Source organism: Enterococcus sp. AZ048 (assembly GCF_051715125.1).
In the GTDB taxonomy this organism is placed as follows: domain Bacteria; phylum Bacillota; class Bacilli; order Lactobacillales; family Enterococcaceae; genus Enterococcus_A; species Enterococcus_A gilvus.
Genome location: NZ_JBIOTD010000002.1, coordinates 439,711 through 461,662 on the forward strand (window position 1 = coordinate 439,711; position 21,952 = coordinate 461,662).

The 21,952-nt window shown below is 43.3% G+C and carries 21 protein-coding genes; 7 read left to right on the top strand and 14 right to left on the bottom strand.

Annotated features, from left to right (window positions below; all coding sequences use genetic code 11):
* Positions 1-381: 381 nt before the first annotated feature.
* The 6 genes from IGI66_RS15970 to IGI66_RS15995 all read right to left on the bottom strand — a co-directional run bounded on the left by IGI66_RS15970 (position 382) and on the right by IGI66_RS15995 (position 6,624).
* Positions 382-1,257: a hypothetical protein gene (locus tag IGI66_RS15970; protein WP_438849556.1), complete on the bottom strand. Its 876-nt coding sequence runs from the start codon at positions 1,255-1,257 to the stop codon at positions 382-384.
* A gap of 12 nt (positions 1,258-1,269) precedes the next feature.
* Positions 1,270-2,781, bottom strand: coding sequence for an FAD-binding oxidoreductase (locus IGI66_RS15975; protein ID WP_301517266.1), 1,512 nt, complete (start codon positions 2,779-2,781; stop codon positions 1,270-1,272).
* A complete protein-coding gene (locus IGI66_RS15980; RefSeq protein WP_438849557.1) occupies positions 2,778-4,223 on the bottom strand; it encodes an FGGY-family carbohydrate kinase in 1,446 nt (481 codons plus the stop codon). Before IGI66_RS15980 ends, IGI66_RS15975 begins: the two co-directional genes overlap by 4 nt.
* Before the next feature lie 100 nt (positions 4,224-4,323).
* Complete coding sequence (locus tag IGI66_RS15985; protein ID WP_438849558.1) at positions 4,324-4,887, bottom strand: glycerol-3-phosphate responsive antiterminator; 564 nt, start codon at positions 4,885-4,887, stop codon at positions 4,324-4,326.
* A gap of 88 nt (positions 4,888-4,975) precedes the next feature.
* Positions 4,976-6,076, bottom strand: coding sequence for a glycerol dehydrogenase (locus tag IGI66_RS15990; RefSeq protein ID WP_438849559.1), 1,101 nt, complete (start codon positions 6,074-6,076; stop codon positions 4,976-4,978).
* Positions 6,077-6,270: 194 nt separating this feature from the next.
* Complete coding sequence (locus IGI66_RS15995) at positions 6,271-6,624, bottom strand: hypothetical protein (protein ID WP_071875837.1); 354 nt, start codon at positions 6,622-6,624, stop codon at positions 6,271-6,273.
* A 238-nt stretch (positions 6,625-6,862) separates the two neighbouring features.
* On the opposite strand from IGI66_RS15995, the gene IGI66_RS16000 reads away from it, so the two are divergent.
* Positions 6,863-8,023 carry a cation diffusion facilitator family transporter gene (locus IGI66_RS16000; protein ID WP_438849560.1) on the top strand — a complete coding sequence of 387 codons (1,161 nt, stop codon included), beginning with the start codon at positions 6,863-6,865 and terminating at the stop codon, positions 8,021-8,023.
* Between the two features lie 37 nt (positions 8,024-8,060).
* Here the strand turns inward: IGI66_RS16000 and IGI66_RS16005 are convergent, their stop codons facing one another.
* The 4 genes from IGI66_RS16005 to IGI66_RS16020 all read right to left on the bottom strand — a co-directional run bounded on the left by IGI66_RS16005 (position 8,061) and on the right by IGI66_RS16020 (position 12,622).
* Positions 8,061-10,049, bottom strand: coding sequence for an FtsX-like permease family protein (locus IGI66_RS16005; protein WP_438849562.1), 1,989 nt, complete (start codon positions 10,047-10,049; stop codon positions 8,061-8,063).
* Between the two features lie 3 nt (positions 10,050-10,052).
* Positions 10,053-10,814, bottom strand: a complete 762-nt coding sequence (locus IGI66_RS16010) for an ABC transporter ATP-binding protein (protein ID WP_438849564.1) — start codon at positions 10,812-10,814, stop codon at positions 10,053-10,055.
* A 141-nt stretch (positions 10,815-10,955) separates the two neighbouring features.
* Positions 10,956-11,945 (bottom strand): sensor histidine kinase, encoded by a 990-nt coding sequence (locus tag IGI66_RS16015; RefSeq protein WP_438849565.1) that lies wholly within the window; start codon positions 11,943-11,945, stop codon positions 10,956-10,958.
* Entirely contained in the window at positions 11,942-12,622 is a 681-nt protein-coding gene (locus tag IGI66_RS16020) for a response regulator transcription factor (RefSeq protein ID WP_438849566.1), read from the bottom strand. Before IGI66_RS16020 ends, IGI66_RS16015 begins: the two co-directional genes overlap by 4 nt.
* Before the next feature lie 683 nt (positions 12,623-13,305).
* Here IGI66_RS16020 and IGI66_RS16025 point away from each other — a divergent pair.
* The 3 genes from IGI66_RS16025 to IGI66_RS16035 all read left to right on the top strand — a co-directional run bounded on the left by IGI66_RS16025 (position 13,306) and on the right by IGI66_RS16035 (position 14,520).
* On the top strand, positions 13,306-13,689 hold the full coding sequence (locus tag IGI66_RS16025) for a hypothetical protein (RefSeq protein ID WP_438849567.1): 384 nt from the start codon (positions 13,306-13,308) through the stop codon (positions 13,687-13,689).
* 48 nt (positions 13,690-13,737) lie between these two features.
* A complete protein-coding gene (locus IGI66_RS16030) occupies positions 13,738-14,328 on the top strand; it encodes a DUF2922 family protein (RefSeq protein WP_438849568.1) in 591 nt (196 codons plus the stop codon).
* 99 nt (positions 14,329-14,427) lie between these two features.
* Positions 14,428-14,520, top strand: a complete 93-nt coding sequence (locus IGI66_RS16035; RefSeq protein ID WP_438849569.1) for a type I toxin-antitoxin system Fst family toxin — start codon at positions 14,428-14,430, stop codon at positions 14,518-14,520.
* 59 nt (positions 14,521-14,579) lie between these two features.
* Here the strand turns inward: IGI66_RS16035 and IGI66_RS16040 are convergent, their stop codons facing one another.
* The 3 genes from IGI66_RS16040 to IGI66_RS16050 form a co-directional block, all read right to left on the bottom strand.
* On the bottom strand, positions 14,580-15,428 hold the full coding sequence (locus IGI66_RS16040) for a TIGR03943 family putative permease subunit (protein ID WP_438849570.1): 849 nt from the start codon (positions 15,426-15,428) through the stop codon (positions 14,580-14,582).
* A 10-nt stretch (positions 15,429-15,438) separates the two neighbouring features.
* Positions 15,439-16,332 (bottom strand): permease, encoded by an 894-nt coding sequence (locus tag IGI66_RS16045; RefSeq protein ID WP_010779333.1) that lies wholly within the window; start codon positions 16,330-16,332, stop codon positions 15,439-15,441.
* A gap of 157 nt (positions 16,333-16,489) precedes the next feature.
* Complete coding sequence (locus IGI66_RS16050; protein ID WP_010779334.1) at positions 16,490-16,765, bottom strand: HU family DNA-binding protein; 276 nt, start codon at positions 16,763-16,765, stop codon at positions 16,490-16,492.
* A gap of 324 nt (positions 16,766-17,089) precedes the next feature.
* On the opposite strand from IGI66_RS16050, the gene IGI66_RS16055 reads away from it, so the two are divergent.
* Together IGI66_RS16055 and IGI66_RS16060 are read left to right on the top strand one after the other, a co-directional pair.
* Complete coding sequence (locus tag IGI66_RS16055; protein ID WP_438849571.1) at positions 17,090-18,613, top strand: helix-turn-helix domain-containing protein; 1,524 nt, start codon at positions 17,090-17,092, stop codon at positions 18,611-18,613.
* Entirely contained in the window at positions 18,591-20,105 is a 1,515-nt protein-coding gene (locus IGI66_RS16060) for a helix-turn-helix domain-containing protein (RefSeq protein WP_010779336.1), read from the top strand. Before IGI66_RS16055 ends, IGI66_RS16060 begins: the two co-directional genes overlap by 23 nt.
* Before the next feature lie 16 nt (positions 20,106-20,121).
* Here IGI66_RS16060 and IGI66_RS16065 read toward each other — a convergent pair whose 3' ends face one another.
* Complete coding sequence (locus tag IGI66_RS16065) at positions 20,122-20,517, bottom strand: hypothetical protein (protein WP_438849572.1); 396 nt, start codon at positions 20,515-20,517, stop codon at positions 20,122-20,124.
* A gap of 286 nt (positions 20,518-20,803) precedes the next feature.
* Between IGI66_RS16065 and ald the strand changes: the two genes are divergently transcribed.
* Positions 20,804-21,940, top strand: a complete 1,137-nt coding sequence (gene ald, locus IGI66_RS16070; protein ID WP_010779338.1) for an alanine dehydrogenase — start codon at positions 20,804-20,806, stop codon at positions 21,938-21,940.
* Positions 21,941-21,952: the final 12 nt, after the last annotated feature.

A 21,952-nucleotide genomic window follows, 5' to 3' on the forward strand; every position in this document is an offset into this window, starting at 1 on the left:
TCTTATTTAAATACACGGTGGTATATAATTATTTTCCTTAATTACTCACTATATTAACATTAATTTAATGGTGTGTCTAAAGACACGACCATACTTCATAGAATCTTCAATTTTATCAAAAATAAAGTATATGTATTGCTGATGCACCTCCCCCTTCACCGCTCAAAATACTGATAAATCAGCTTATTTATGTGTTTATATTTTCTTCTTAAAAGATATATTCAAAAAATATGATTGCGAATTAAATCAATTTATTAATAATAATTTTAAAATACGAATCGTTTTAATGATTATTTTTTGACATTTTTATATAGTAAACATACGCATAAAATGAAAGAAATCTCGGATTATCATAATAAATACGACAATCCGAGATTTTTTTTAAAGTATCGCCTGTATTCCTGTCATCAGCAGCGTGCATACCATGATCGTCAATGCCGCGTTGTCTACGTGGCTGTCAACATTCGTATTGAAGCTCCGTTGAAAAAAATTCCCCAAAAAGCCCGCAAGCAATCCAAAGGCGATCGCAATCGCCATATTTCCAAACATCAAGGTTGCAGTTCCCGTCACTAAGGTAATATGATAGGTCACTGGTATCGGCAGACCAAAATATAAGACGATCAAGGACAATCCGCTAAATCCAAACATCAGCACATCTACTTGAGTCATGCTCACCACTTGGAAGGTGACGACAGCCAGTGCAGCTATCCAGATAGCCGTGAAAACTATGTGATTCGCCGAAAGATCATAACGCTTTTCCCCGGCAGAAAACTTCCCAGTCAGCCCGCTTTTACCAAATAGCAATCGCGCCAATATTCCTGTGGCAGCTACCGTTGTTGCACTGGCATCCATCGGCGATTCCATCACTGTCAAGGCAGTAACGAGTAGAAAACCCAGCATTCCGAACAAACCGCCGACAAGCAACGTCGGAATATCTTTCATTTTCATTAAAGGGGTGATGGTGTCCGCCCCGGTAAATCCTTCGATACTTTTGGCAAATTCTTCACCATGAGACAAATTCATTCGGTGGCGCCCGTAAAAGGCCGCTGCCCCTACACCACCTACAAAGGCGATATGAGGCGCAAAGGATGTCCCGAATGCGACCTGCAGTAAAAATGTATCGCCCCCACCAGATAACGCAATCGCTGATCCCAAAAGCACCATCAATCCCATAAAGATGAAGAGCGTCGTGCCGCCGAACAAGGCACCGAAGACCCCGCCGGCAAAAGCGCCTACCAATGCTAAGAACATATCCATCGTTTTTTCCTCCTATTCTTCGTAGAAAGGAATCGGGATGATCGTCCCCGCATTCATCGTATTGTTTGGATCAAATGCCTGCATCAATTTCTTTAATACGATAAATGAAGATTCATATTCATCCTTCACATACGGCGCACGCGCTTTACCGATTCCATGATGGTGACACATACTGCCGCCGCGCTTCAAGGTTTCCTCCACAATGATTTTATTTACTAAATGATGGTATTTCGTCACTTCATCCTCTGGATCATCCGATTTCACCTGATAGCCATAAACAAAATAGATATTCGTTCCATTGATATAGCTGTGAGACGAATGCCCGCCAATGCCATCCATGTTCGGCACTTCCTTCATCACCCGTGCAACTACTGCTTCAAAAATCGCGTGGATCTCGCTCCAGCCCGCAGATATTTCTGTCGTGTAGCCGACATGGCCTGTCTGTCCAAACTCCGCGATTTCCTCATTGATCCGCTGGTGATCCCAGTTTAAGTTATTTAGCCAATCAATCATTACTTGATTGTCCATCTCTTTAAATTCAGCATCTTGCGCGACGATTTCTTTGATCCCTTTTGCTGTCGCCTCAGAGATCAAGGCATTTCCTTCTGTTGAGAACATCAAGATGTGCTTGTCCTCGACTCCTTTTGAGAAGGAGTGGATGCTGGCATCGCCCGCATCATAAACCCGAGCAACAGCAGGCTTGTAGCCAGCTACCATGACTTCCCGCAGCATTTTCCAGCCCTTTTCTAACGTTTCAAACTGCCAAATCATGTATTGGGAATTCTCCGGCAGATAGCTGAACAGCTTCACCGTCACTTCGGTGATGAAGGCGATCGCCCCTTCATTCCCAACAAAAATATGCCGAATATCCGGGCCTGCTGCGCGTCGCGGCACATTCTTGATGCGAATCACTTCCCCCGTCGGCAAGACCGCCTCGAGACCAACGATCATATCCTCAATTCCCCCATATAAGGTAGACAATTGACCGATACTGCGCGTCGCTACTAATCCGCCGAGCTGTGCGGCCGGCTTAGACTGGGGTGAATGCCCCGTTGTATAGCCCATCTCCCGCAGGTGGTTTTCTAATTCCTCTAGGGAAGTCCCGGCTTGTGCCGTTACCTGCATATTTTCTGTATCGATGTTGATGACCGTATTCATTTCAGAGCCGTCTACTAGAATGTACAGCTTGCGGGCACTCTCTAGGCCTTGCTCGATGCCGGAATTTCCCGTCCGCGGAACGACATTGATCCCGTTTTGATCCGCAAAAACGAGAATCCTTGAGACTTCTTCTGCTGTGTGCACCTTGACGATGGCTTCTGGAATCGGCCGTGTGTAGGATTCTTGTGCCTTTTGCCATTTTCGGAAGGTATCGATACTGTTTTTTTCTCGTTCCTTTTGATCCGTCTCGACATGGTCTTTTCCAACAATTTCAATAAGTTTATCGACAATCTCTTGATTCGTGATCGTTTTATTTTTCGCTTCCTCGATCGTGATATCTGCTACGTAGTTTTCTGTTGTTTTCATTCTGTAAACGCCCCTTCTGTTACTTCATTTGCTGTTTTATAGTATTGATCGGTGATGTCGCGAATAGACGCATAGTTTTTAACGGCTGTTTGATAGACGTCTGCGTTTTCCGCATTTGGTTCAAAGGTATCTGCTTGACGCACCATTTTTTCGATCGCTGTTTCATAATCGGGATACACACCCAATCCAACAGCGACATTGATCGCTGCCCCGAGTGAAGCTGCACCGTTGATGACATTTCGTGTAGCTGGCAGATTGAAGACATCCGCAAAGATCTGCATGAAGAGATCACTATTTGATCCCCCGCCAGTAATCACTAATTTACTGCGAGTGATTTTCTGACGATCCAGCATGGCATCTACATTTAATTTCATCGTGTAGGCGATGGCCTCTAGAATCGAACGATAGATATGGGCATTCGTATGCCGTTCATCAAAGCCAAGGATCGTTCCTTTGCGGTACAGCGCTTGCTGATGGGGCAGCCAGTCAAGGACGGTCATCAAGCCATCGCTTCCGGCTGGAACATCCAAGCCTGCTTGGTTCATCAGTTCTTCAGGAATCGTCTCCAGAGACAACGCCTCTTTCTGCCATGGTTTTGCTAAAATATCATTGATGAACCAGCTAACCATCCACATCCCCCGACGGATGCCGCCAGATTCATTTAAGAAAACATTCGGTATCGATGCTGGATTTGACCAATAAGGCAATTCGGGATCAAAGGGGGTGTACTCATTCGCGATCATTCCCGCGATATACGTCCCTAACGAGATCAAGACCGTATCTTCATCAATCAAGCCTGCCCCTAATGCCTCTACTGCTTTATCATTGGCCGTCGCGATGATTGGTAAATGAGCGGGCACATTCATTCGTGCCGCCTCTTCCGGCAGCAGTGTTCCTAAAACGTCGCCAGGCATTTTCAACTCCAATAGCATGTCTCGCGGCATCCCAAAGTAGTCAAATAGATCAGGATTGTCACTCCAATCCCACTTTTCAGGATCGATTGGCCATGCTCCTGCGTAATTCGAAAAGGTATCCACAAAATTCCCTGTCATCCGCACCGTCAAATATCCCGTGTCTGCCGATAAATAAGCCACTTTTGGATTTGTGCCTTGATATGGATAACCGATCCGTTCATCCATCCATGTTTGGATCGGCTCTGCCAATGTGCCGTCTTTCTTCATTAATACCCGATCAAAACGGATACTCCCCAGGCCGATTCCGATAATTTCCTTTGGATCACCAGTGAATCTTTCCATCAGCTCCTGCATGGTCTCCACGATGCTCTCGTAAATATCTTCATGCTGTTCAGCGATCCCGCCTGGTGCCGTGACCATCGCCTGTAAAGGGTGCTTGGCTGAACACAGCTCATTGCCTTCAAAATCAAACACACTGATTTTTGTCGATTGCGTCCCTTGGTCGATGGATAAAATATATTTCCCCATTCTAGTTCCTCCTAATTTTTAAAATAAAAAAAGGCACACTCAATGAAGAGCCTGCCTTTCCCTCGTTTCTAGCAACCTGTCAGTTTCTACTATTTAATTGTTAAATGCTCCAGCACTCTTTATTCGTCGTTGAGATACCGATCGCGCCGGCATTCAGCGCATTTAAGATATCCTGCTTTTCACAGACCAGTCCGCTGGCGATCACAGGTGTTGGTCCCGCTTCATTCACCTGCTTGATGATTGAAGGCATCAAGCCAGGCATGATCTCAACCACGTCAGCGTTTGATATCTGGTATTGCTTTTTCAAAGCGATCAGTGAGCGCGAATCCATCATAGAATAGCTATGGACTGTCATCAAGCCTAACCGTTTCGCCTCAACGATCAAGGTTGCCTTCATAGAGACGATGCCGTCTGCCTTCGCCGTGCGCCGAATATAGTCGACAGCAATTCGATTTCCTGCCAGACCATCAATCAAATCGATGTTGATCAAAACGGTCTTGCCTGCATCCTTTAAGCGTTTGACGATTTTTGGCAAGCTCATGATGTCGCCGCATAGTACGAAAACGACCTCCGCATCAAGCGCGATCACTTCATCGATCTGCTTCATATGGTTAATAGCCGGGATTACCGGATTGTCCTCAATCAATTCTTTCAAATAAGCCATCTTTTTTCCCCCTGTTAAGTTGTAAAACGGTGGTGTAGATCGGGTGCTGTAGATCGATAGTAGCCCACAGAGGAAAGCGCTGTCAATATTAATGTTTCTCTTTGTACGCCTTCACGTAGCGATCCACTGCTAAGATCGCGTCTATCACACTCTCCGCAGAGACTTCGGCTGGCAATTTATGGATAGACTCCCATGGGGCCGTCGCCGTTTCTCCAACTGCTCTTAATTCATCCGCAGTAATATCCTCAAGCCCTTGATCGGCTAAAGTAGTCGGCAGATTCAATTCCAATAATAGCTCAAGGTAACGATCGAATTCTTCCGTTTCTACCCCTTCCATCATCAATTGGCACAAAATACCAAACGCCACACGTTCGCCGTGCATTAAGTTTTTGCCGCGACCAAGAACGAGAAAGGCATTTTGAATCGGGTGAACCGCACAAGTTCCTCCACTTTCAAAGCCCAGTCCGCTCATTAAGATGTTCGCCTCAATGACGTATTCTAATGCGGGCGTCACGACCTTCGCTTCATTCGCCTGGATGGCTTGACGGCTATAGTTAAAGATGATTTCCTCACATTTTTCCGCGATGGCAAGTGAGGTCAATGTTTGATTGGCTTGCAATATCGTAGACTGCTCGGCTTTTTTGATGGCTCTCGCTTCGATCCAGCTGGATAACGCATCGCCAAATCCAGCGGCTAAGAATCGAGAAGGGGCATTTGCGACGACTTGGCTATCTACCATGACCAAATCAGGATTCTTTCCATAGAACAAATAATTTTCTAAACTGCCGTCTTCTTTATAAATAACAGACATTCGCGATGTCGGCGCATCTGTTGACGCCAAGGTGGGGATGATTACTAGTGGGATGGATAGATTGTGGGCCACGGCTTTCACGGTATCGATCGTCTTTCCTCCGCCGATTCCGATAATGAAGTCCGCCGCCAATTCTTTAGTTTGAGAGGTGAACTTCTCGATCGCTGCCATCGAGGCTTCCCCTTCAAACACCTGCTTCTGCACATCAAATTCTTCCCCATTGAGATAATCAGCAAAGTCGTTCCCGACCATTTCCATGACGAAAGAATCGCCTAATAAAAAGGGCTTCGTTCCGAATTTCGTTAAATAGTCTTTCCCAGTTTTTAAGATATTTTTTCCTAATATGAAATCTGATGGACTTACAAAAATTTTGGTCATCGTTTCTTCCTCCTCCATTTTTAGACACAAAAAAAAGGCACACTCCAAGTAGGAGGTTGCCTTTCGCTTGTTTGTCTGTCAACCACTGACAATATACCACGTCAAGAAATCGTTTTCAACCCTTTTGCTTTTCTACCTAATCCATTCAATGAATAAAAGCTGCTCACTCGCGCCAGAGCAAGGATCTTCACTTGTTATTTCTCTTCGCACGCTCGATCCTTCACGATTTTTTGCATCAATTTTGAGATGGAGCGCTCGTGGAAATGGGTCATCCGGACACTTTCGCCGCTTTCTGTGCGCCAAATCTTATTTTCATAAAATCCAACACAGTCACGGTTGCCATCCATTAACTCTTTCGCATAGCCCAAAACAAGACGGATAGCTTCTCGTGTCGGCTCGTCACTCTTGAAATACCCTGGGTAGCTGCGCAGGTACTCATCAAGGTCACTGTTCTTTGAAACTTTCCAATCTTCAATAAAATCATCTAGCGCTGTCACAACGTTGTTCGTTTGAATTTTCCATAAGGTTATATCTACATGGTTCTCCATATGTTTGATCCTCCCGTTTTTGAATCCCTTTACAACTACATTATAAAGTGTTTACATTTTAAATGGCTGAGATATCTGCAAATTTTTTATTAAAAATCGTCAAAAAATTACATTTATTTTTAGGTAAACTTCAAATAAATGGAGTTTACCTAAAATAATATGCATCAGTAGATTTAACTTCTTATTGTCAGAACTTTCAGTTATACTGGTACTAATTGATTTGAGAAGGATGATTACGATGTTACCATTTTTAATAAACAAAATTACCCAACGCTGGAAAGGCAACAAACGGACAAGCGTCGGCATACTAGCAGGGATTTTAGGGTTGATCTCTAATCTCATGCTTTTTTTAGCTAAATTTTTTATCGGTTCTATTTCAGGAAGCGTCTCGATCATGGCAGATGCCATGAATAACTTGTCAGATACCGCCTCTTCAATTATCACCCTAGCAGGCTTTAAGATTGCCGGAAAACCGGCTGACGAAGGACACCCCTACGGACATGAACGGTTTGAATACATCAGCGGCTTTATTATTTCTATTTTAGTCACCTATGTCGGCATCCGTTTCTTGGACAGTTCCTTTCTTAAGATTCTTCATCCCAGCAGTGTGTTGCTGACTCCGATTGTCTATATCGTCTTGATTTTATCCATTTTAATGAAATTTTGGCAATCGTTTATGTATCAAAAATTAGGCAAGGAAATTCATTCAGATACGTTAAAGGCCACTGCGCAGGACAGTATTAATGACGTGTATACGACCATCGCTGTTTTGATCTCCGCGATCATTGAATGGTTCAGCGGTTGGCGTATCGATGGTTATATCGGTTTTTTGATTGCTCTGTACATTATTTACTCAGGGGTCAAAATGATCTTAGGCTTTATCAATGATTTGATGGGGGTTCGCCCGCCAGATACCGAGGTATTAGCCATTCGGAAGCACCTCGATAATTTTCCTAATATTATCGGATACCATGACCTGTTGATTCACAGCTATGGACCAAACAGCATCTTTGCGTCTGTCCATATCGAGGTTGATCAGGATTGGACCTTGTCACACGCTCATGAGGTGATTGATTCCATCGAATACGAGGTCAAAGAAAATTTAGGCGTTGACTTGGTGTGTCACGTGGACCCCTACCCTCTTGACGATCCAGACTTCAAACGGATTGCGCCGGAACTAAAAAAGGTTTTAAAAGAAAGCCATCAACACCTTCGCTTTCATGACTTGAGGGTAGATAAGACCACCACGCCTGAAACGATCTATTTTGACTTGGTAGTTCCTGAAGAATTAAAGAAAGTATCGAACTCGGAATTACAGGATCAAATCAGCGCCCGCTTCATTTCACAAGGGGAACCCGCAAAACTAGTGATCACCTTTGATCGCACCTATCTTTTATAAAGCGAAAGGCATTGGTCGACAAACGACCAATGCCTTTTTATGCGTTTCGTTCAACTAATTGATAATAACTTCTCGCCGTCAGACGATACACGATGAAATACAAGATGGCAAAGACGATCGTCACGACTCCGCACACCATCAAGAAAAGCTGTCCGTTTACCAAACCAAATAAAATCAGTAATTTCTTGATCAAAGGAAACGCAAAGCACAAATGAATGATCGCCATAAGTAATGGGAAGGAGAACACCATCAGAATTTGACTGCTGATCACTCGTTTGACCTCCTGATGACTCATCCCCACCTTTTGCAGAATCTCAAAGCGTTCACGATCCTCTAATCCCTCAGAAATTTGCTTGTAATAGATAATCAACGCGGTTGCTAAAATAAACGTTCCGCCAAAAATAATCCCTAAAAACATGAAGCCTGCGGTGATGAGGCGATTCTCAGAAACAAAAGTCGCTTTGTCGTCAAATTTAAAGTTTTCAACGCCTACTTCCTGCTGCAGTCGATTTCTCAATGTATGTGCGACGTCTAATTGCTGCTTTTCACCGCTGTTCTGTAAATTGAAAGAGAAGCTGTATTTAGGAAGATGCAATTCACTCTTTGCATTTTTGGGCAGCCAATTTTTTAAACAGCGATCGATCACTTCCTGATTGGCCATCACGACAACAAAAGAATCCGTCAATTCGACCTGCTGATTGATACCTGGAAAGGCGTCAATGCGCTTTCTGATTTGAAAGGTCTGATCACTCAATGTCAGTTGTTTTCCTGAATGCGTACCGCTGACTGGGTAAAAATAGATCTCGTCTTGAGATAATTCTGCTTTTTGATTGGTTTGCTTCTCGTATTCTTGCGCAGTCATGAAAAGCATCATCGCAACTTTCGCTGATTTCACCCGATAAAAGTCCTCTATATCAATGTATTGATACCGGTTCTCCTTCTTCAAAAACATCATACTTTGCGTTGACGTCAGATAGACTTTGTCAGAAAACGACAGACTATCTTCTTTACGAACGTCTTCGATTATCTTTTCTACCTTCTCCGGGTGCTGATTCGTTGAAATGGAAATATCCCGTGGATAACGACCGTTTTCGACATCCTGTTTTCCGATATAAAGACTTGTCGTCGTCGCAACGGTCACTAAGACCATGGTCGATAGGATGCAAATACTTGCTAACCCTGCTGCGTTTTGCTTCATTCGATACATCATACTTGAAATAGAAATGAAATGATTGGTTTGATAGTAAAATCCCGCGTTCTTCTTTAAAAGCTTTAGTAACGCAATGCTCCCTGTCGTAAATAAGAAATACGTCCCTATGATTACTAAGAGTACCGCGATGAAAAATTGTGACAAAGCGGCTAATGGCGCCTCAATGGTCACCGCGATCCAATACGCACTCCCTAAACAGCCCAACCCGATGAGTGCCAAGAGCCAATGAGCTTTTGGTTCCTCTTCGCCTTTTTTGGTTCCCTGTAAAAGAGTAATGGGATTGGTTCGATGGATGTGAATGCAGTTGATCACAAATAACAAAAGAAAGACCGCAGCGAATAAAGCCACGAGAAGCCCTATGCTTACAAAAGACGTATAAAAAACAAAGTTCACTCCCGCACCGATCATCCGATGCAAAACAAGGAAAGAAAATTTTGCCAACACCAAGCCTGTGATGACGCCGCTGATGATCACTAAAAGAAAGCTGAACAAGGATTCCCACAGCAGCAATTGATAAATCTCCCGTTTTCCTAAGCCTAAAATATTGTACAGTCCCAGTTCCTTTTTTCGTTGTTTCAATAAAAAGCTGTTCGTATAAAACGAGAAGATGACCGTAAAAATAATAATGATCACCTGTCCTAATCCGAACATCGTGCTTGCGGAAGCTCCCCCTGGCAAGGTACGCATTCCCTCATTTTTAACGAGCATTAGCGAAATCGTGTTTACAGCTACCAGAAAGAGCATCGACAGCAGAAAGGGCAAGTAGCCGCGATGATTTTTTCTCAAGTTCGTCAATGCTAATTTTGCATAAAACATCTGCTACGCCTCCTTTGATAGTAAGGCTGTCAGTGTTTCATTGATCGTCTCCAAGAACTCGTGATTGGCCTTGTTTCCACGATACAACTGATGATAAAGCTGTCCATCCTTAATAAAAAGAACCCGATTGGCATGGCTCGCGGCGATCGAACTGTGGGTCACCATCAAAATCGTCTGCCCCTTCTCGTTCAAGCGTTGGAAAACCTGAAGGAGCTGTTGGGACGTTTTAGAATCCAGCGCCCCTGTCGGCTCGTCTGCCAAAAGCAGTTCAGGGTCAGTAATGATCGCTCGTGCAATGGCGACCCGCTGCTTTTGCCCGCCTGATAATTCATAAGGAAACTTTTCGATCAATTTTTCGATTCCTAGAGCGCTGACAATGGGCTTTAGTAAGCCTGACAGCTCTTTGACTGGCGTGCGAGATAGCACTAGCGGCAATAAAATATTGTCTTTGACCGAAAAAGTATCTAATAAATTAAAATCTTGAAACACAAAGCCTAAATGATCCCGCCGAAAAGCAGCCGCGTTTTTCTCCTTGATGGTATTCAAGCTTCTTCCATCTAATAAAATATTCCCAGAAGACGGCTTATCCAGTGTCGCGATCAAATTCAACAAGGTGCTTTTTCCAGAACCTGACTCCCCCATGATCGCGACGTATTCCCCCTCGTCAACAGAAAAACTGATCGTCCGCAGTGCCTCCACCGGCAGCCCTTTAAATTGTGTTTGATAAATCTTTTTGACGCTCTCAACTTGTAATAATTCAGTCATTGCGGCATCCTCCTAGTTCTTTTGATAGCAGTAAAGCAGCTTGAAGCTGCTCGTTTGCTCCTCTACTTCATCATAGAACCTTCTCTAAAAAAACACGACTTACGAAAAGAAATCCAAACTTACAATCATGAAAGTTTGGATTTATTCGAAGGCAGGGATTTCCTCAGGAAAGACGATCGTTACCGTTGTTCCTTTATTTACCTGAGAGTCGATAAGTATGCGACAGCCCAATTTTTCAGCCGCCTGCTGGCTAAGATACAGCCCCAGTCCACTCGCTCGTTGCTGTTCCCGCCCATTTATTCCTGTGTACCCTTTTTCAAAGACCCGCGGCAGGTCCTCCGATCGAATGCCGATACCGGTATCTTGAATCGTGAGCTGATTTTTCACAAAAGAAATCTTGATCGTGCCGTTCTCCGTATATTTGATGCCATTGAAAATCACTTGCTCCAAAATAAATATCAGCCATTTTTGGTCCGAATAAACAGTGCCTTCCAGTTGTTGAAGCTGCAGACTCAAATCTTTTTGAGAAAAAAAGGTCGCGTATTTTTTAACAACGGTTTTAACGATCGCTTCGATAGACAGTTGCTGAAACACAAAGTCTGTCTGGTCTAAATGCTGCCGCATATAATTCAAGATCATTTGCAGGTACTCATTGATTTTAAACACTTCATTTTTCATCGTTCGAGGGTCCAACTGGCCTGATTGGATCACTAAGTCTAAAGCCGCGACAGGCGTCTTGATCTGATGCAACCAAAGCCCGAAATCATCCATCATCGCCTTTTGTCTTTGCTGCAGCTCCTTTTGCTGCTGATTCTTACTTTCTAAAACAACCTGCAAAGTTTGTTGATACGTTTCTTCTGCCAGCGTTTCGGCCTTAGGTAAAAACAGCAGATTGCTCACCTGCAAATCTTTCGTTGCCAACAACTCCAGTTGCTGTTGTTTTCGAGAAAAGCGATAAAAGGAAACGATGGAATAGACCGCCAGTACAAACAGCGTAAACAATAGGCTATCCCAAATCGGTACAAAACTCGCGTCGTGGAGAAACGTCGTTAGGCAAATCAATCCCCAGAAAACAATGTACATGCCATAGAGGACACGGCGCTCAAAAAGAAAGGCTTTTAGTCGTCTCATGGCGTCTCCTCGATCAAATACCCTTTATTTTTGACCGTTTGAATCAGGCTGTCGATGCCAAAATCCTTTAATTTTTTTCGTAAACGTGTCAGGTTGACCGCCAATGTGTTGTTATCAATAAAATCATCACTCTGCCACAGCTTCTCAATGATTTGCTCGCGGGGAACGACCTGTCCCTGCGCAGCAAATAGGACACTCAAGATGCGTGACTCATTCGGCGTCAAAGGCAGATGATCCTCCGATGAACGAAGCTGGTTCATTGACGGCAAAAACTGATACGATCCAAAGGAGTAGGTTAGCTGCTGGCCGTATTGATAACTACGCCGTAACAGCGCTTGGATTTTTGCCTGAAGAATACTCAATTCAAACGGCTTTTCAATAAATTCGTCCGCCCCCATATTCAAAGCCATTACTTGATTCATCTGATCCTTAGCCGACGAAAGAAAAATAATTGGCACCTCCGATACTTTTCGGATCTCCTGACACCAATAAAAGCCGTTGAAAAAAGGCAGCGAAATATCCAAGACGACCAGGTCCGGCTGCTCTGCTTGATACTCCTCAAAGACCCTTTGGAAATCCGTCGCTCTTACGCATGTGAATCCCCACTGTGTCAAATGCTGCTGAATCACAGAAACGATTGTTACGTCATCTTCTACTAGAAAAATTTTGTTTGTCATCGTTATTCCTTCTGTTTTTCTTTCTATTATACTAAATATGAGAACGGCTCACCACTTAGGTAAGACGATGGGACCTTCGTCAACGCCTAATTAATTGACCGGCTGCGCAAGACATATAGTTACCCTTGTTATGGTAGTGATACCGTTGTTCCAAAGCTATGCTTCAAGGTATGTATGATTACTGGTTTTGATTTTTTGCAAAAAAAAAATGACTTTTAGGCGAATTTCCTATGAAATCCGCCTCGTCTAGCTATAAAGATGGTGCTCATCCCGCCTCAACGGTAGCATGTCTTGATAATAAGACTGCTTTACCCTCTCCGATCAGTAAAAACCTTCCATCTTAGTCTTTTTTGTTATCCGCTGTCAATGCGCAACTTCGAATATTTCTATCCAACTTAGAGTATTGCCTATTGATAAATCAACGTTTACCCTTCTCAAATACTCGATTTTCGGGAGTAACCATCGAAATTGCGGTTCGCTTTCTTTTTGAAAATCCGTTATCTTATAGTCACCGGCCGGAACAGCAACCTGATTACTAGAGAAAAACACAGGAATCAAAAATTAGGCAATTAGCTACAAGAATTAATGGAACAAAGACTCGAAAAAAAGAAGCGCCTAAACTTGTAACATACAATCAATACGATCGAAACTATCATTTACCTTAAGAAGGAGGAACAGATCCCATGAATGATCCAATTTTGACCCACCGTCAGCTTTTTTCTATGACACCAAAAACACTTGAAAAACGAATTTCCGAACACTACTATACGACGCAAAACAGCAGCTTGACGATCAAGTATGCCTTGGCTTTACGGGTGCGCTTTAAGCTGGGGGCATTAGAGTTCAAGGACATTCTGCGGGATCTGGTCCGCAAAGTCTTCTTAGAAACCAAAGCGACCCGCACCATGAAGCGCTTCTTCTACTATTTCCAAGATTACTTCATGGCACCTGAATGGCAATCCTTGACCTTGCGGACGTTTCCGATCCGAAAGTTCGGACAAAAAGCGTTGGCTGTTTTGCGTTCGTTAATTGCTACTGCCCGTCCTGAAGAAACAAACGAACCGTGAGTTTAATGATTTTTCTGCCCATCAAAAAAACGAGAGAGGATGACGAAGATGACCCATGATTTAGTAACAACCTTCACGAAAGGCAATGGAAAGAATCATCGCTGGACCTATAAAAACATCGACACGACCCTGCCTGCCCACGAGATCAAAGAAGCTTGCGAACTCCTGACGACCTTAAATATCTTTGAACAAGACGGCGTAAAACTATTTGATACTGTCGTAACAGCAAAGATCGTGACGAAAAAAGAGACCGTGATTTTTGATAAACACGCAGAAAATGGGGCATCTGAGCATCCTGCCGCCTGCTTTCCTGTGGCGGGTATTGCAACATCTAAAGCAGTACGTAAAGCAATATCTGAACCAGTATCTCAAACAGTCCCTGTCACAGCCAAACGCGCGCCGAAGCCGGTCTTTCCGACAGTCACACTGACAGACGGATCAGACAACCAAGTCAACCAACAGTCATTAATAATAAAAGCACCATCAATCGGAGCCACGCACAAAAACGTCGAACAACTCCCGACTGTCAGTGAGTCGAAAGCTCACGAGGCGTCATCCAACCAAGTGACGTCCTCTCCACCCAAGCCGCGAAAACGGCTGTTAAATAGGCTGTTTCACAAGAGTAAGCAGCAGGAATAACCTCGCAAATTTTTCGCATCCTCTTTCGTAAAACGCGCAGAAAAAATACCCTGTCGCTCACTGTGACACCCTCCCACACGGAAAGGAGGTGATGCATTCGTGAGCGATCTGATTCGATCCGTCTTCGCCCCTCTTTTCGTGGGACTGATCATCGCCCTCGTCAACCACTGGCTGCGGGGGCGTGATCCATGACGAGACGCCAACGATCCCCCTGCGTATACGCAGGGGGATAAACGTGTTGCATTGTTTTTTTAAAACGCGCGATACACGTATTGATTTTTTGGTGCGCTGATAGTCGTTGCTTTCGTTACAGCAACTGATGGAATCTGCCGCTGAAAGGGTTCAAAGAAATCCAGCGTGATCGTCCCTTCGACATGCAGCCACTCATTATTTTTTACAGATATGTTTGGCGGCAGTTTGGTCATCAAGCCAAAAACGCCGGAATCAGCCACACAATGAATGATCCCAAATCGGAACAAGAAATCGTAGGTTTGGGTGTCTTTTTTTGTTTCATAAACGAAACCGTTAAAGGAAATCGTCTTACCGACAAAGGAATTTGGATAATTGTAAATTAATTCCATTACTTCTAGATAGTTATCATCGGTCACTTCTAATTTTTGATCGGTCTCATATTTTTTCATTAGTTTCGTCATTTGATCATTATAGTCGCTCTTATTGTAATAAATACTTGTATCGGGTTTTAAATATTGCGTCGTCATTTCGGGATCTCCCACCGACTCTTTGCTGATTGGGAAGCTGAAGCCCTTTGCCTCAACGATCGTCGTATCTAAGCTGATCGTTGGAAACAGTGTCCCCACCACCAAAGGCAGCGCCAGTAGAAGATAAGCAATTGCTCTTTGATAAGGCTTTGACAGTCCATGGTCATGTCCCGCATGGTCATGATGAGAAGGATCATGTGCCCCCTTTTTCTCGCTTCCCGCCCAAATTTTTAATTGGACCAAGGCCAATACTAACGATAAAAACATCGTTAAGAAAATCAGATAGCGATAATGGACATTGATATATTGATCCAATCTGCCGGAAACCTGCAAATACATCATCAATTCAAAATAGCCGGATAAAATTAAAAAGCGTATCATGGGTCTCCTCCTATATCACGAACGCGTAGATCGTAACGATCACGCTGATCAAAGCAATCAATTGAATGATAAATTTCGTGTGAAAGCTGCGTTTCATCATTAATAAATTCTTGATATCTACCATTGGACCGAAGACTAGAAAAGCCACGATCGCATTTGTTCCGAAAAGACTCAACAAAGAAGAGCCTACGAACGCATCGGCCTCTGAGCAAAGAGACATTGTGAAAGCCAAAATAAGCATGACTAGAATTCCGACGATTTTTGTCGAAGTCAATTGCAGCATAAAGTGGGTTGGCAGGTAAACCTGCATCCCGCTGGCGATCAGCGAACCAATGATCAGATAGCGCCCCGTATCGAAAAATTCATCAATCCCATGGGTAAGCACGGACCAGCTATTGCTGCGAAAAGTCTTTTTCGTTTCGGGCTCGTGTGTTTCTTCATGAAGGTGCAATTCTTTCTTTAATATCGGCGCGTGCTTGAAATAAGCCAGCCAAGAGCCAATAAGCAACGCGACAAGTAAGCTGCCTACCGCACGTAAAAGCGCGAATTTCATACTATTCCCAAAAGCGATGTATGTTGAGAACAACACAATCGGGTTAATAATGGGAGCCGTGACCATAAATGCGAAGGCTGTATGCTCAGGCACCCCTTTACGCATGAACTGTGTGATGATCGGCACGATCCCGCATTCACATGAAGGAAAAAAGAATCCTAAAAATGAACCCACTACAATAGCCAAGAATTTGTTATTTGGTAGAATCCTCTGGACTCTCTCCGGGGTCAAGAAAACCTGCAGGGCACCTGAAATGATGCACCCTAATAAAACGAAGGGAATCGCTTCGATCACGATCGATAGAAAGATCGTACTCATCTGCAAAACTGAATGTGGCAAAAAATTAAACATGGGTGTCCTCCATTTTTTTTACTGTTTTAAGATATACTCTTTTTGCTCAAAAGACACAAGAAAAATTTAATTCACAAACTTTTTTTTAGACTTTTTTATGCTTTTCACAACTTTTTGGGACAAAAAAAGCCCACTCAGATGAGCGGGCGTTCATTGACTATTTTACAGCGTCTTTTAATTGCTTACCAGCCTTGAATGCTGGTGATTTGCTTGCTGCGATCGTGATTTCTTCACCTGTTTGAGGGTTACGGCCTTTACGAGCGGCACGTTCGCGTACTTCAAAGTTCCCAAAGCCGATGACTTGAACCTTTTCGCCCGCTTTTAATGATGATTGGATTCCTTCAAATAAAGCATCTACAGCTGATGTTGCGTCTTTCTTAGTCAATCCAGTTTTTTCTGCTACTTGTTCAACTAAACTTTGTTTATTGATCATAATGTATAGCCTCCACAATCTTTTTTAATGTATTCCAAAGACAATTCTATTCGTTATTGGATAGAAAGGCAACCGTTAACACTCTTTTTCTGCTTTTTTCAATTCTTTCTTTTTTGTTTAATAGAAATTAAAAAATAAAAAATTTATTCAAATATTTTTAAATTTATAGTTAAAAAGCCTTATCAAATCGCGAATCTAGTTTATAATAATTCTTATCGGGAGTTAGTGAAATAACGAAAATAAGATAATAATAAGGTTTGAAGGCTTGTATTACCCCTTTTTGAACATTATATTAAATAAAAAAAATTCAAGGGGTACGATTATATGAATCTAAGAGGGTTAATGAAAAAGGAAACGACCAGACGTCTACGACTGGTTGAAGAATTATACTATTCAAAAGAAATTGTTACTTCTGATTATTTAATGGACAAATTAAAGTGTTCACTACCGGCACTGATCAGTGATATTCGTTTTTTAAATAGCGAGCCCTTGCCGCTGAAGGTGACGAAAATCAAAGGGGTCTACACGGTGGATTTTGATTTTTATGCGACGATCGATACCGTGTATGCCTATATTCTGCGCACCAGCTTGGAGTATCAGACGATCCGTAGTCTCTTCTTCGAGAAAAGCAGCAGCATCCAGCCTGCAGCGAATCGTTTAAATTGTAGTTTTTCCAATATGCAGCGCTATTTGAAATCCATTGACAGTGAAGTAACCGGCTGGGATATCTCTGTTGAGCATCGCCCTATCCGGCTTGGCGGCGATGAGAACGCGGTCCGTCATCTTTATTATTTATTTTTTAAAGAATCGCGGCTTGCTTTTACTGAATATCCTTTTTCCAAAGAAATCATCAAAGTAGTCGATCGATTGATCCGCAAAATATTGGATGACAATCACATCAAAAACAATATGACGATCCATTTTCAATTGATGCATAGTTTTCTGATCGGCCTGCAGCGTCAAAAATGTGGGCAGTACATCAGCGATCTTCCTTTAGACAGCGGTCTGATCATCCCGGATGTTGGCAGGCTTCAATACATGACTCGATTGTTCAAACGTGAATTGCGATTGGACTTCTCCGATCTTCAATTAAGAGAATGCTTGTGGCCGTTGTTTTCCCATCAGCTTATTTTAAATCGGCAACAGCAGTCACTGGCACATAAAAGAAACAAGCGTTTAGCGCAATTTTATGAGCTTCATCATTTGCTATTAGAAGAAGTGAGTCGTCTATTGGCGGTTCCGCTCTCTCAATCCGAAATAGTCGAAGCCTTGAGACTCTTGGGGAATGAATTGTTTTGTTATTATCCTCACAAAAAAACCATGGACATCCTGCAGGAAACGGATCAAATCATGGTGGATCTGATTGACAACAAATTTAGTCGCGAGATCCGCAAGTTGGAAGACATCGTCAGAAGATTTCTGATTCCTCAGGAACGCGAAGACTTTATCCCAAAATATATTCGCTGCCTGGTTACGAGCATTGACAATTTATTGCAGCGTTTGGTTGACTCTGATAAGCCAATCAAGATCTTATTATTATCTGATACTTCTACAACTCAGGAACGTTTTTGGCATGCGACGTTTCCTGCTTTTATTAAAGGCTCGGTTCAATATGAATACTTTGAAACGCCTTTTATAAAACAAGACCAACTAAATGAATTGACCAAGCAATACGATCTGATCGTCACAAATGTGACCATGCCAGATCTCATGCCAGCCTGCCCGTTGATCGCGGTCAATACCTATCCAACGGCAAAAGATTTTGAGCGTATTCAACGATTTATTAATCAATATGAATCGCTCCCCTCACGAAAGGAACAATTTAATGAACTTACGCCGTCTACTTAAACGAGAAAGTCAGCGACAGCTACAAATGATCGAATTGCTTTATTACTCCAAACACCCTCGTTCCAGCGAGGAATTGGCAAAATTGATGGATTGTACGATACCGGTTATTTTAAGCGATATTCGATCCATCAATCTACAAAGTGAGTATTACAAAATCACGCGAGACAGCAGTCTGTATCAATTGGAATTAAAGGACAATGCGACGATCGATGTGATTTTTTCAACCATGCTGAATAATTCATTGGCCTTCAGAATTTTGGAGGCCCTCCTTTTCGAAGAGAGCTATACCCTGAAGGAACTCTCTAAGAAAGCCTTTTGCAGCTTATCCAACCTTCAATACACAATGAAAAAAGTGGAAGATGCGTTAGCGAAATGGAAAATAACGATTTACCGACGTCCCTTTCGGATTGTCGGGGATGAAGTAGCGATCCGTCATTTGTTTTTTTTATACTTCTCAGAAAAAAAGGTGGTTCGAGAAAATACCCGTTTCAGTATGGAGTTTTTCAAATTTGGCGATGGTGTCGTTCGATCCATGATCGAAAAGAATCACTTATCGGTGTCCTTAGGGCAATACAATCGTTTGAGCATCACCTTTTTTGTTAGTTTGGTGCGAATCTCCAGAGGGCACCGGATGATGTATCGGAAGCTGAGATCAACGGCGATCGTGCCGCCAAGCTATCGCTCCATCAAAAATTTTAGTCCCTATTTACGGAAGGAATTGCATTTGGTGTACTTAGATGATGTGATGAAGGACAGCTTCTGGCTGCTCTATTCCGATCTTTTTCTGCTAGGGGAAGAACAGAAGAACCATGTTTTACTGACGAACCATGCGCTGGCCTTTCACTATGAGGTCCATTACGAACTAGTGGAGCGACTCAGCGGTATGCTTGTCACGCCATTGAACGAGGAGCAGCAGGAACAGCTCATTATCATTTTGATCAATCAGCACCTGTTTCACGCTAGAACAAAGGAGTTCATCAGCGTGCTGCAAGATCCAAAGAAGGATTGCATCACGCTTTTAGAGACCTTTCACGCCCATTGTGTCCATCAGTTGCGTAATCTAGTGATTGATTTCACGGAAGAATACCAGTTGTTTCGTTCACCGGAATTTGTCGAAAATTATATTTACCAAATCATCGCCACGATCCCAAGCTGCTTGAACGGAATGAAAAAATCAGAAAAACCCGTCAATCTTTTGGTCGTATCCACGGATTCAAAAATGCAGGAAAGCCTGCTGACGGAGCTTTTGCGCCTTTCTATCCGCGGAAATTATGCCATCCATCAAATAAATGTTACCCAAATACATAAAAGAAGTTATCGGGATGTCTTTGAAGAATATGATTTAGTGATCAGCAGTTCGACCTTCGATGTCCCCCGCTGCAAGACGCCGATCATCGCAGTCGAGCTGTGTCCAAGTGTCCAGTCCTTGAATAAGATCCAAAGCTTGGTGGACCAAATGAACGAGCAAAAAAGTAAAGCAGTATACGCATAAAAATGGACCTGAGCGCTTACTGCTCAAGTCCATTTTTAGCTGCTATTAAACGTGCCAGTTCCTTTTCCATCGAGGCCTTCTCCGCCGTTAAACTGTCGATCATTCGTTGGTATTTTTCGGTCCCGTTTCTTTTGCGGATGACATTCAATTCGACGAAGGAATACAGGATGACGACGGCTGACAAGCCAATAATCACTGCAAAAATAATTCCTGTATTTATTCGTAATAATGTATATAAAAAGACGATCGCCGCAACCACGATTTCAATGATACTCAGTTTGGCTCGGCGTCCTCCTCCAAATAGTACACGCTTCAACGTTGAACCATGAAGCAATTCCTCATAACGAGTCAAGCGCGCTTCTAGAAAGCTGACCTGCTCTTTTAGTTGATCGATTCGTTGATTATCTGACATAGTGTTCTCGCTCCTTAATATCTTGACTCTTATTATCCCTAGTAATCTCCGCTTTCGCAAATATTTTATTTGTTATTATAGAAATAATAACTTTTTAACGGCGTTGACAAAGAGGCATGTCCGTCGCTAAAAAAATGAGAATATGTAAAGGGTACCATTTGGTCACAATGACCCTTCTGCCAGAAAAACTTCTTAAATTCTTATTTGAATAACGGGAAAAGTCTTGTACAATAACTTTGTAAGCGAATTCAATTCGCCCACTATCAGCAAAGAAGGAGTGTGTCAAATGATTATTGGAATTCCAAAAGAGATCAAGAACAATGAAAATCGTGTTGCCCTGCCCCCATCTGGCGTATTTGATTTGACCAATCGCGGCCATCAAGTATTAGTAGAAACGAATGCCGGTAAAGGTTCCGCCATTTCAGATGATGAGTATACTGCGGCAGGCGCTACCATTATCGAGAATGCTGCAGATGTTTGGGCAGCCGAGATGGTCATGAAGGTCAAAGAGCCCCTTCCAGAAGAATATCAGTATTTCCGTAAAGGATTATTATTATTTACTTACTTACACTTAGCTGCAAACAAACCGTTAACAGATGCCCTAGTAAACAGCGGTGTCAACGCGATCGCCTATGAAAATGTGCAGCCTGCGGACAACACACTGCCTTTACTAGCGCCAATGAGTGAAATCGCAGGACGAATGGCGGCCCAAATCGGCGCGAACTTCTTAGAGCGTGTCAATGGCGGCAAAGGCATCTTGCTTTCTGGCGTTCCCGGTGTGAGACGCGGCAATGTCGTGGTGATCGGCGGCGGTGTCGTTGGGTTGAATGCCGCGAAGCTCGCAGTCGGACTCGGGGCTAACGTGACGCTTCTTGATGTCAGTGTGCCTCGTTTGAAGGAACTGGATATTATTTTCGGCAACAGCGTACAAACTATGATGTCTAACCGCTTCAACATTCAGGAATGCTTGAAGACAGCGGATCTAGTCATCGGGGCTGTCTTGATTCCAGGGCACAAAGCGCCGACTTTAGTAACAAAGGAAATGGTAGCGACTATGCCGGATCATGGCGTGATCGTCGATGTGGCCATTGACCAAGGCGGTATTTTTGAAACAGAAGATCGAGTGACCACCCACGACGATCCGACTTATGTCAAAGAAGGCGTCGTCCACTACGCGGTAGCCAATATGCCAGGTGCTGTGCCGCAGACCGCTACCCACGCCTTGAGCAACAGCACGATGACTTATGCAAACCTGCTGGCTAACAATCCGCTAGAAGAAATCTTGAAAACCAATCTAGCCCTGCGTCGCGGAGTGAACACATACGGTGGTAAATTAACGATCGAGGCAGTCGCCAACGATTTAGGTATGGAATACACGCCAATCGACGAGTTATTGAACACTGAGCTATTGATGAATTCATAAAACAGGAAGGAC

What these genes read in the sequence shown, in the direction of transcription:
- IGI66_RS16025 (WP_438849567.1), top strand. Translation starts at nt 13,306, where the DNA reads ATGAATGATCCAATTTTGACCCACCGTCAGCTTTTTTCTATGACACCA.
- IGI66_RS15990 (WP_438849559.1), bottom strand. Translation starts at nt 6,076, where the DNA reads ATGACCAAAATTTTTGTAAGTCCATCAGATTTCATATTAGGAAAAAAT.
- IGI66_RS16040 (WP_438849570.1), bottom strand. Translation starts at nt 15,428, where the DNA reads ATGATACGCTTTTTAATTTTATCCGGCTATTTTGAATTGATGATGTAT.
- IGI66_RS16065 (WP_438849572.1), bottom strand. Translation starts at nt 20,517, where the DNA reads ATGTCAGATAATCAACGAATCGATCAACTAAAAGAGCAGGTCAGCTTT.
- IGI66_RS15975 (WP_301517266.1), bottom strand. Translation starts at nt 2,781, where the DNA reads ATGAAAACAACAGAAAACTACGTAGCAGATATCACGATCGAGGAAGCG.
- ald (WP_010779338.1), top strand. Translation starts at nt 20,804, where the DNA reads ATGATTATTGGAATTCCAAAAGAGATCAAGAACAATGAAAATCGTGTT.
- IGI66_RS16055 (WP_438849571.1), top strand. Translation starts at nt 17,090, where the DNA reads ATGAATCTAAGAGGGTTAATGAAAAAGGAAACGACCAGACGTCTACGA.
- IGI66_RS16010 (WP_438849564.1), bottom strand. Translation starts at nt 10,814, where the DNA reads ATGACTGAATTATTACAAGTTGAGAGCGTCAAAAAGATTTATCAAACA.
- IGI66_RS15980 (WP_438849557.1), bottom strand. Translation starts at nt 4,223, where the DNA reads ATGGGGAAATATATTTTATCCATCGACCAAGGGACGCAATCGACAAAA.
- IGI66_RS16045 (WP_010779333.1), bottom strand. Translation starts at nt 16,332, where the DNA reads ATGTTTAATTTTTTGCCACATTCAGTTTTGCAGATGAGTACGATCTTT.
- IGI66_RS15995 (WP_071875837.1), bottom strand. Translation starts at nt 6,624, where the DNA reads ATGGAGAACCATGTAGATATAACCTTATGGAAAATTCAAACGAACAAC.
- IGI66_RS16015 (WP_438849565.1), bottom strand. Translation starts at nt 11,945, where the DNA reads ATGAGACGACTAAAAGCCTTTCTTTTTGAGCGCCGTGTCCTCTATGGC.
- IGI66_RS16020 (WP_438849566.1), bottom strand. Translation starts at nt 12,622, where the DNA reads ATGACAAACAAAATTTTTCTAGTAGAAGATGACGTAACAATCGTTTCT.
- IGI66_RS16060 (WP_010779336.1), top strand. Translation starts at nt 18,591, where the DNA reads ATGAACTTACGCCGTCTACTTAAACGAGAAAGTCAGCGACAGCTACAA.
- IGI66_RS16005 (WP_438849562.1), bottom strand. Translation starts at nt 10,049, where the DNA reads ATGTTTTATGCAAAATTAGCATTGACGAACTTGAGAAAAAATCATCGC.
- IGI66_RS16000 (WP_438849560.1), top strand. Translation starts at nt 6,863, where the DNA reads ATGTTACCATTTTTAATAAACAAAATTACCCAACGCTGGAAAGGCAAC.
- IGI66_RS16030 (WP_438849568.1), top strand. Translation starts at nt 13,738, where the DNA reads ATGACCCATGATTTAGTAACAACCTTCACGAAAGGCAATGGAAAGAAT.
- IGI66_RS16050 (WP_010779334.1), bottom strand. Translation starts at nt 16,765, where the DNA reads ATGATCAATAAACAAAGTTTAGTTGAACAAGTAGCAGAAAAAACTGGA.
- IGI66_RS15985 (WP_438849558.1), bottom strand. Translation starts at nt 4,887, where the DNA reads ATGGCTTATTTGAAAGAATTGATTGAGGACAATCCGGTAATCCCGGCT.
- IGI66_RS15970 (WP_438849556.1), bottom strand. Translation starts at nt 1,257, where the DNA reads ATGGATATGTTCTTAGCATTGGTAGGCGCTTTTGCCGGCGGGGTCTTC.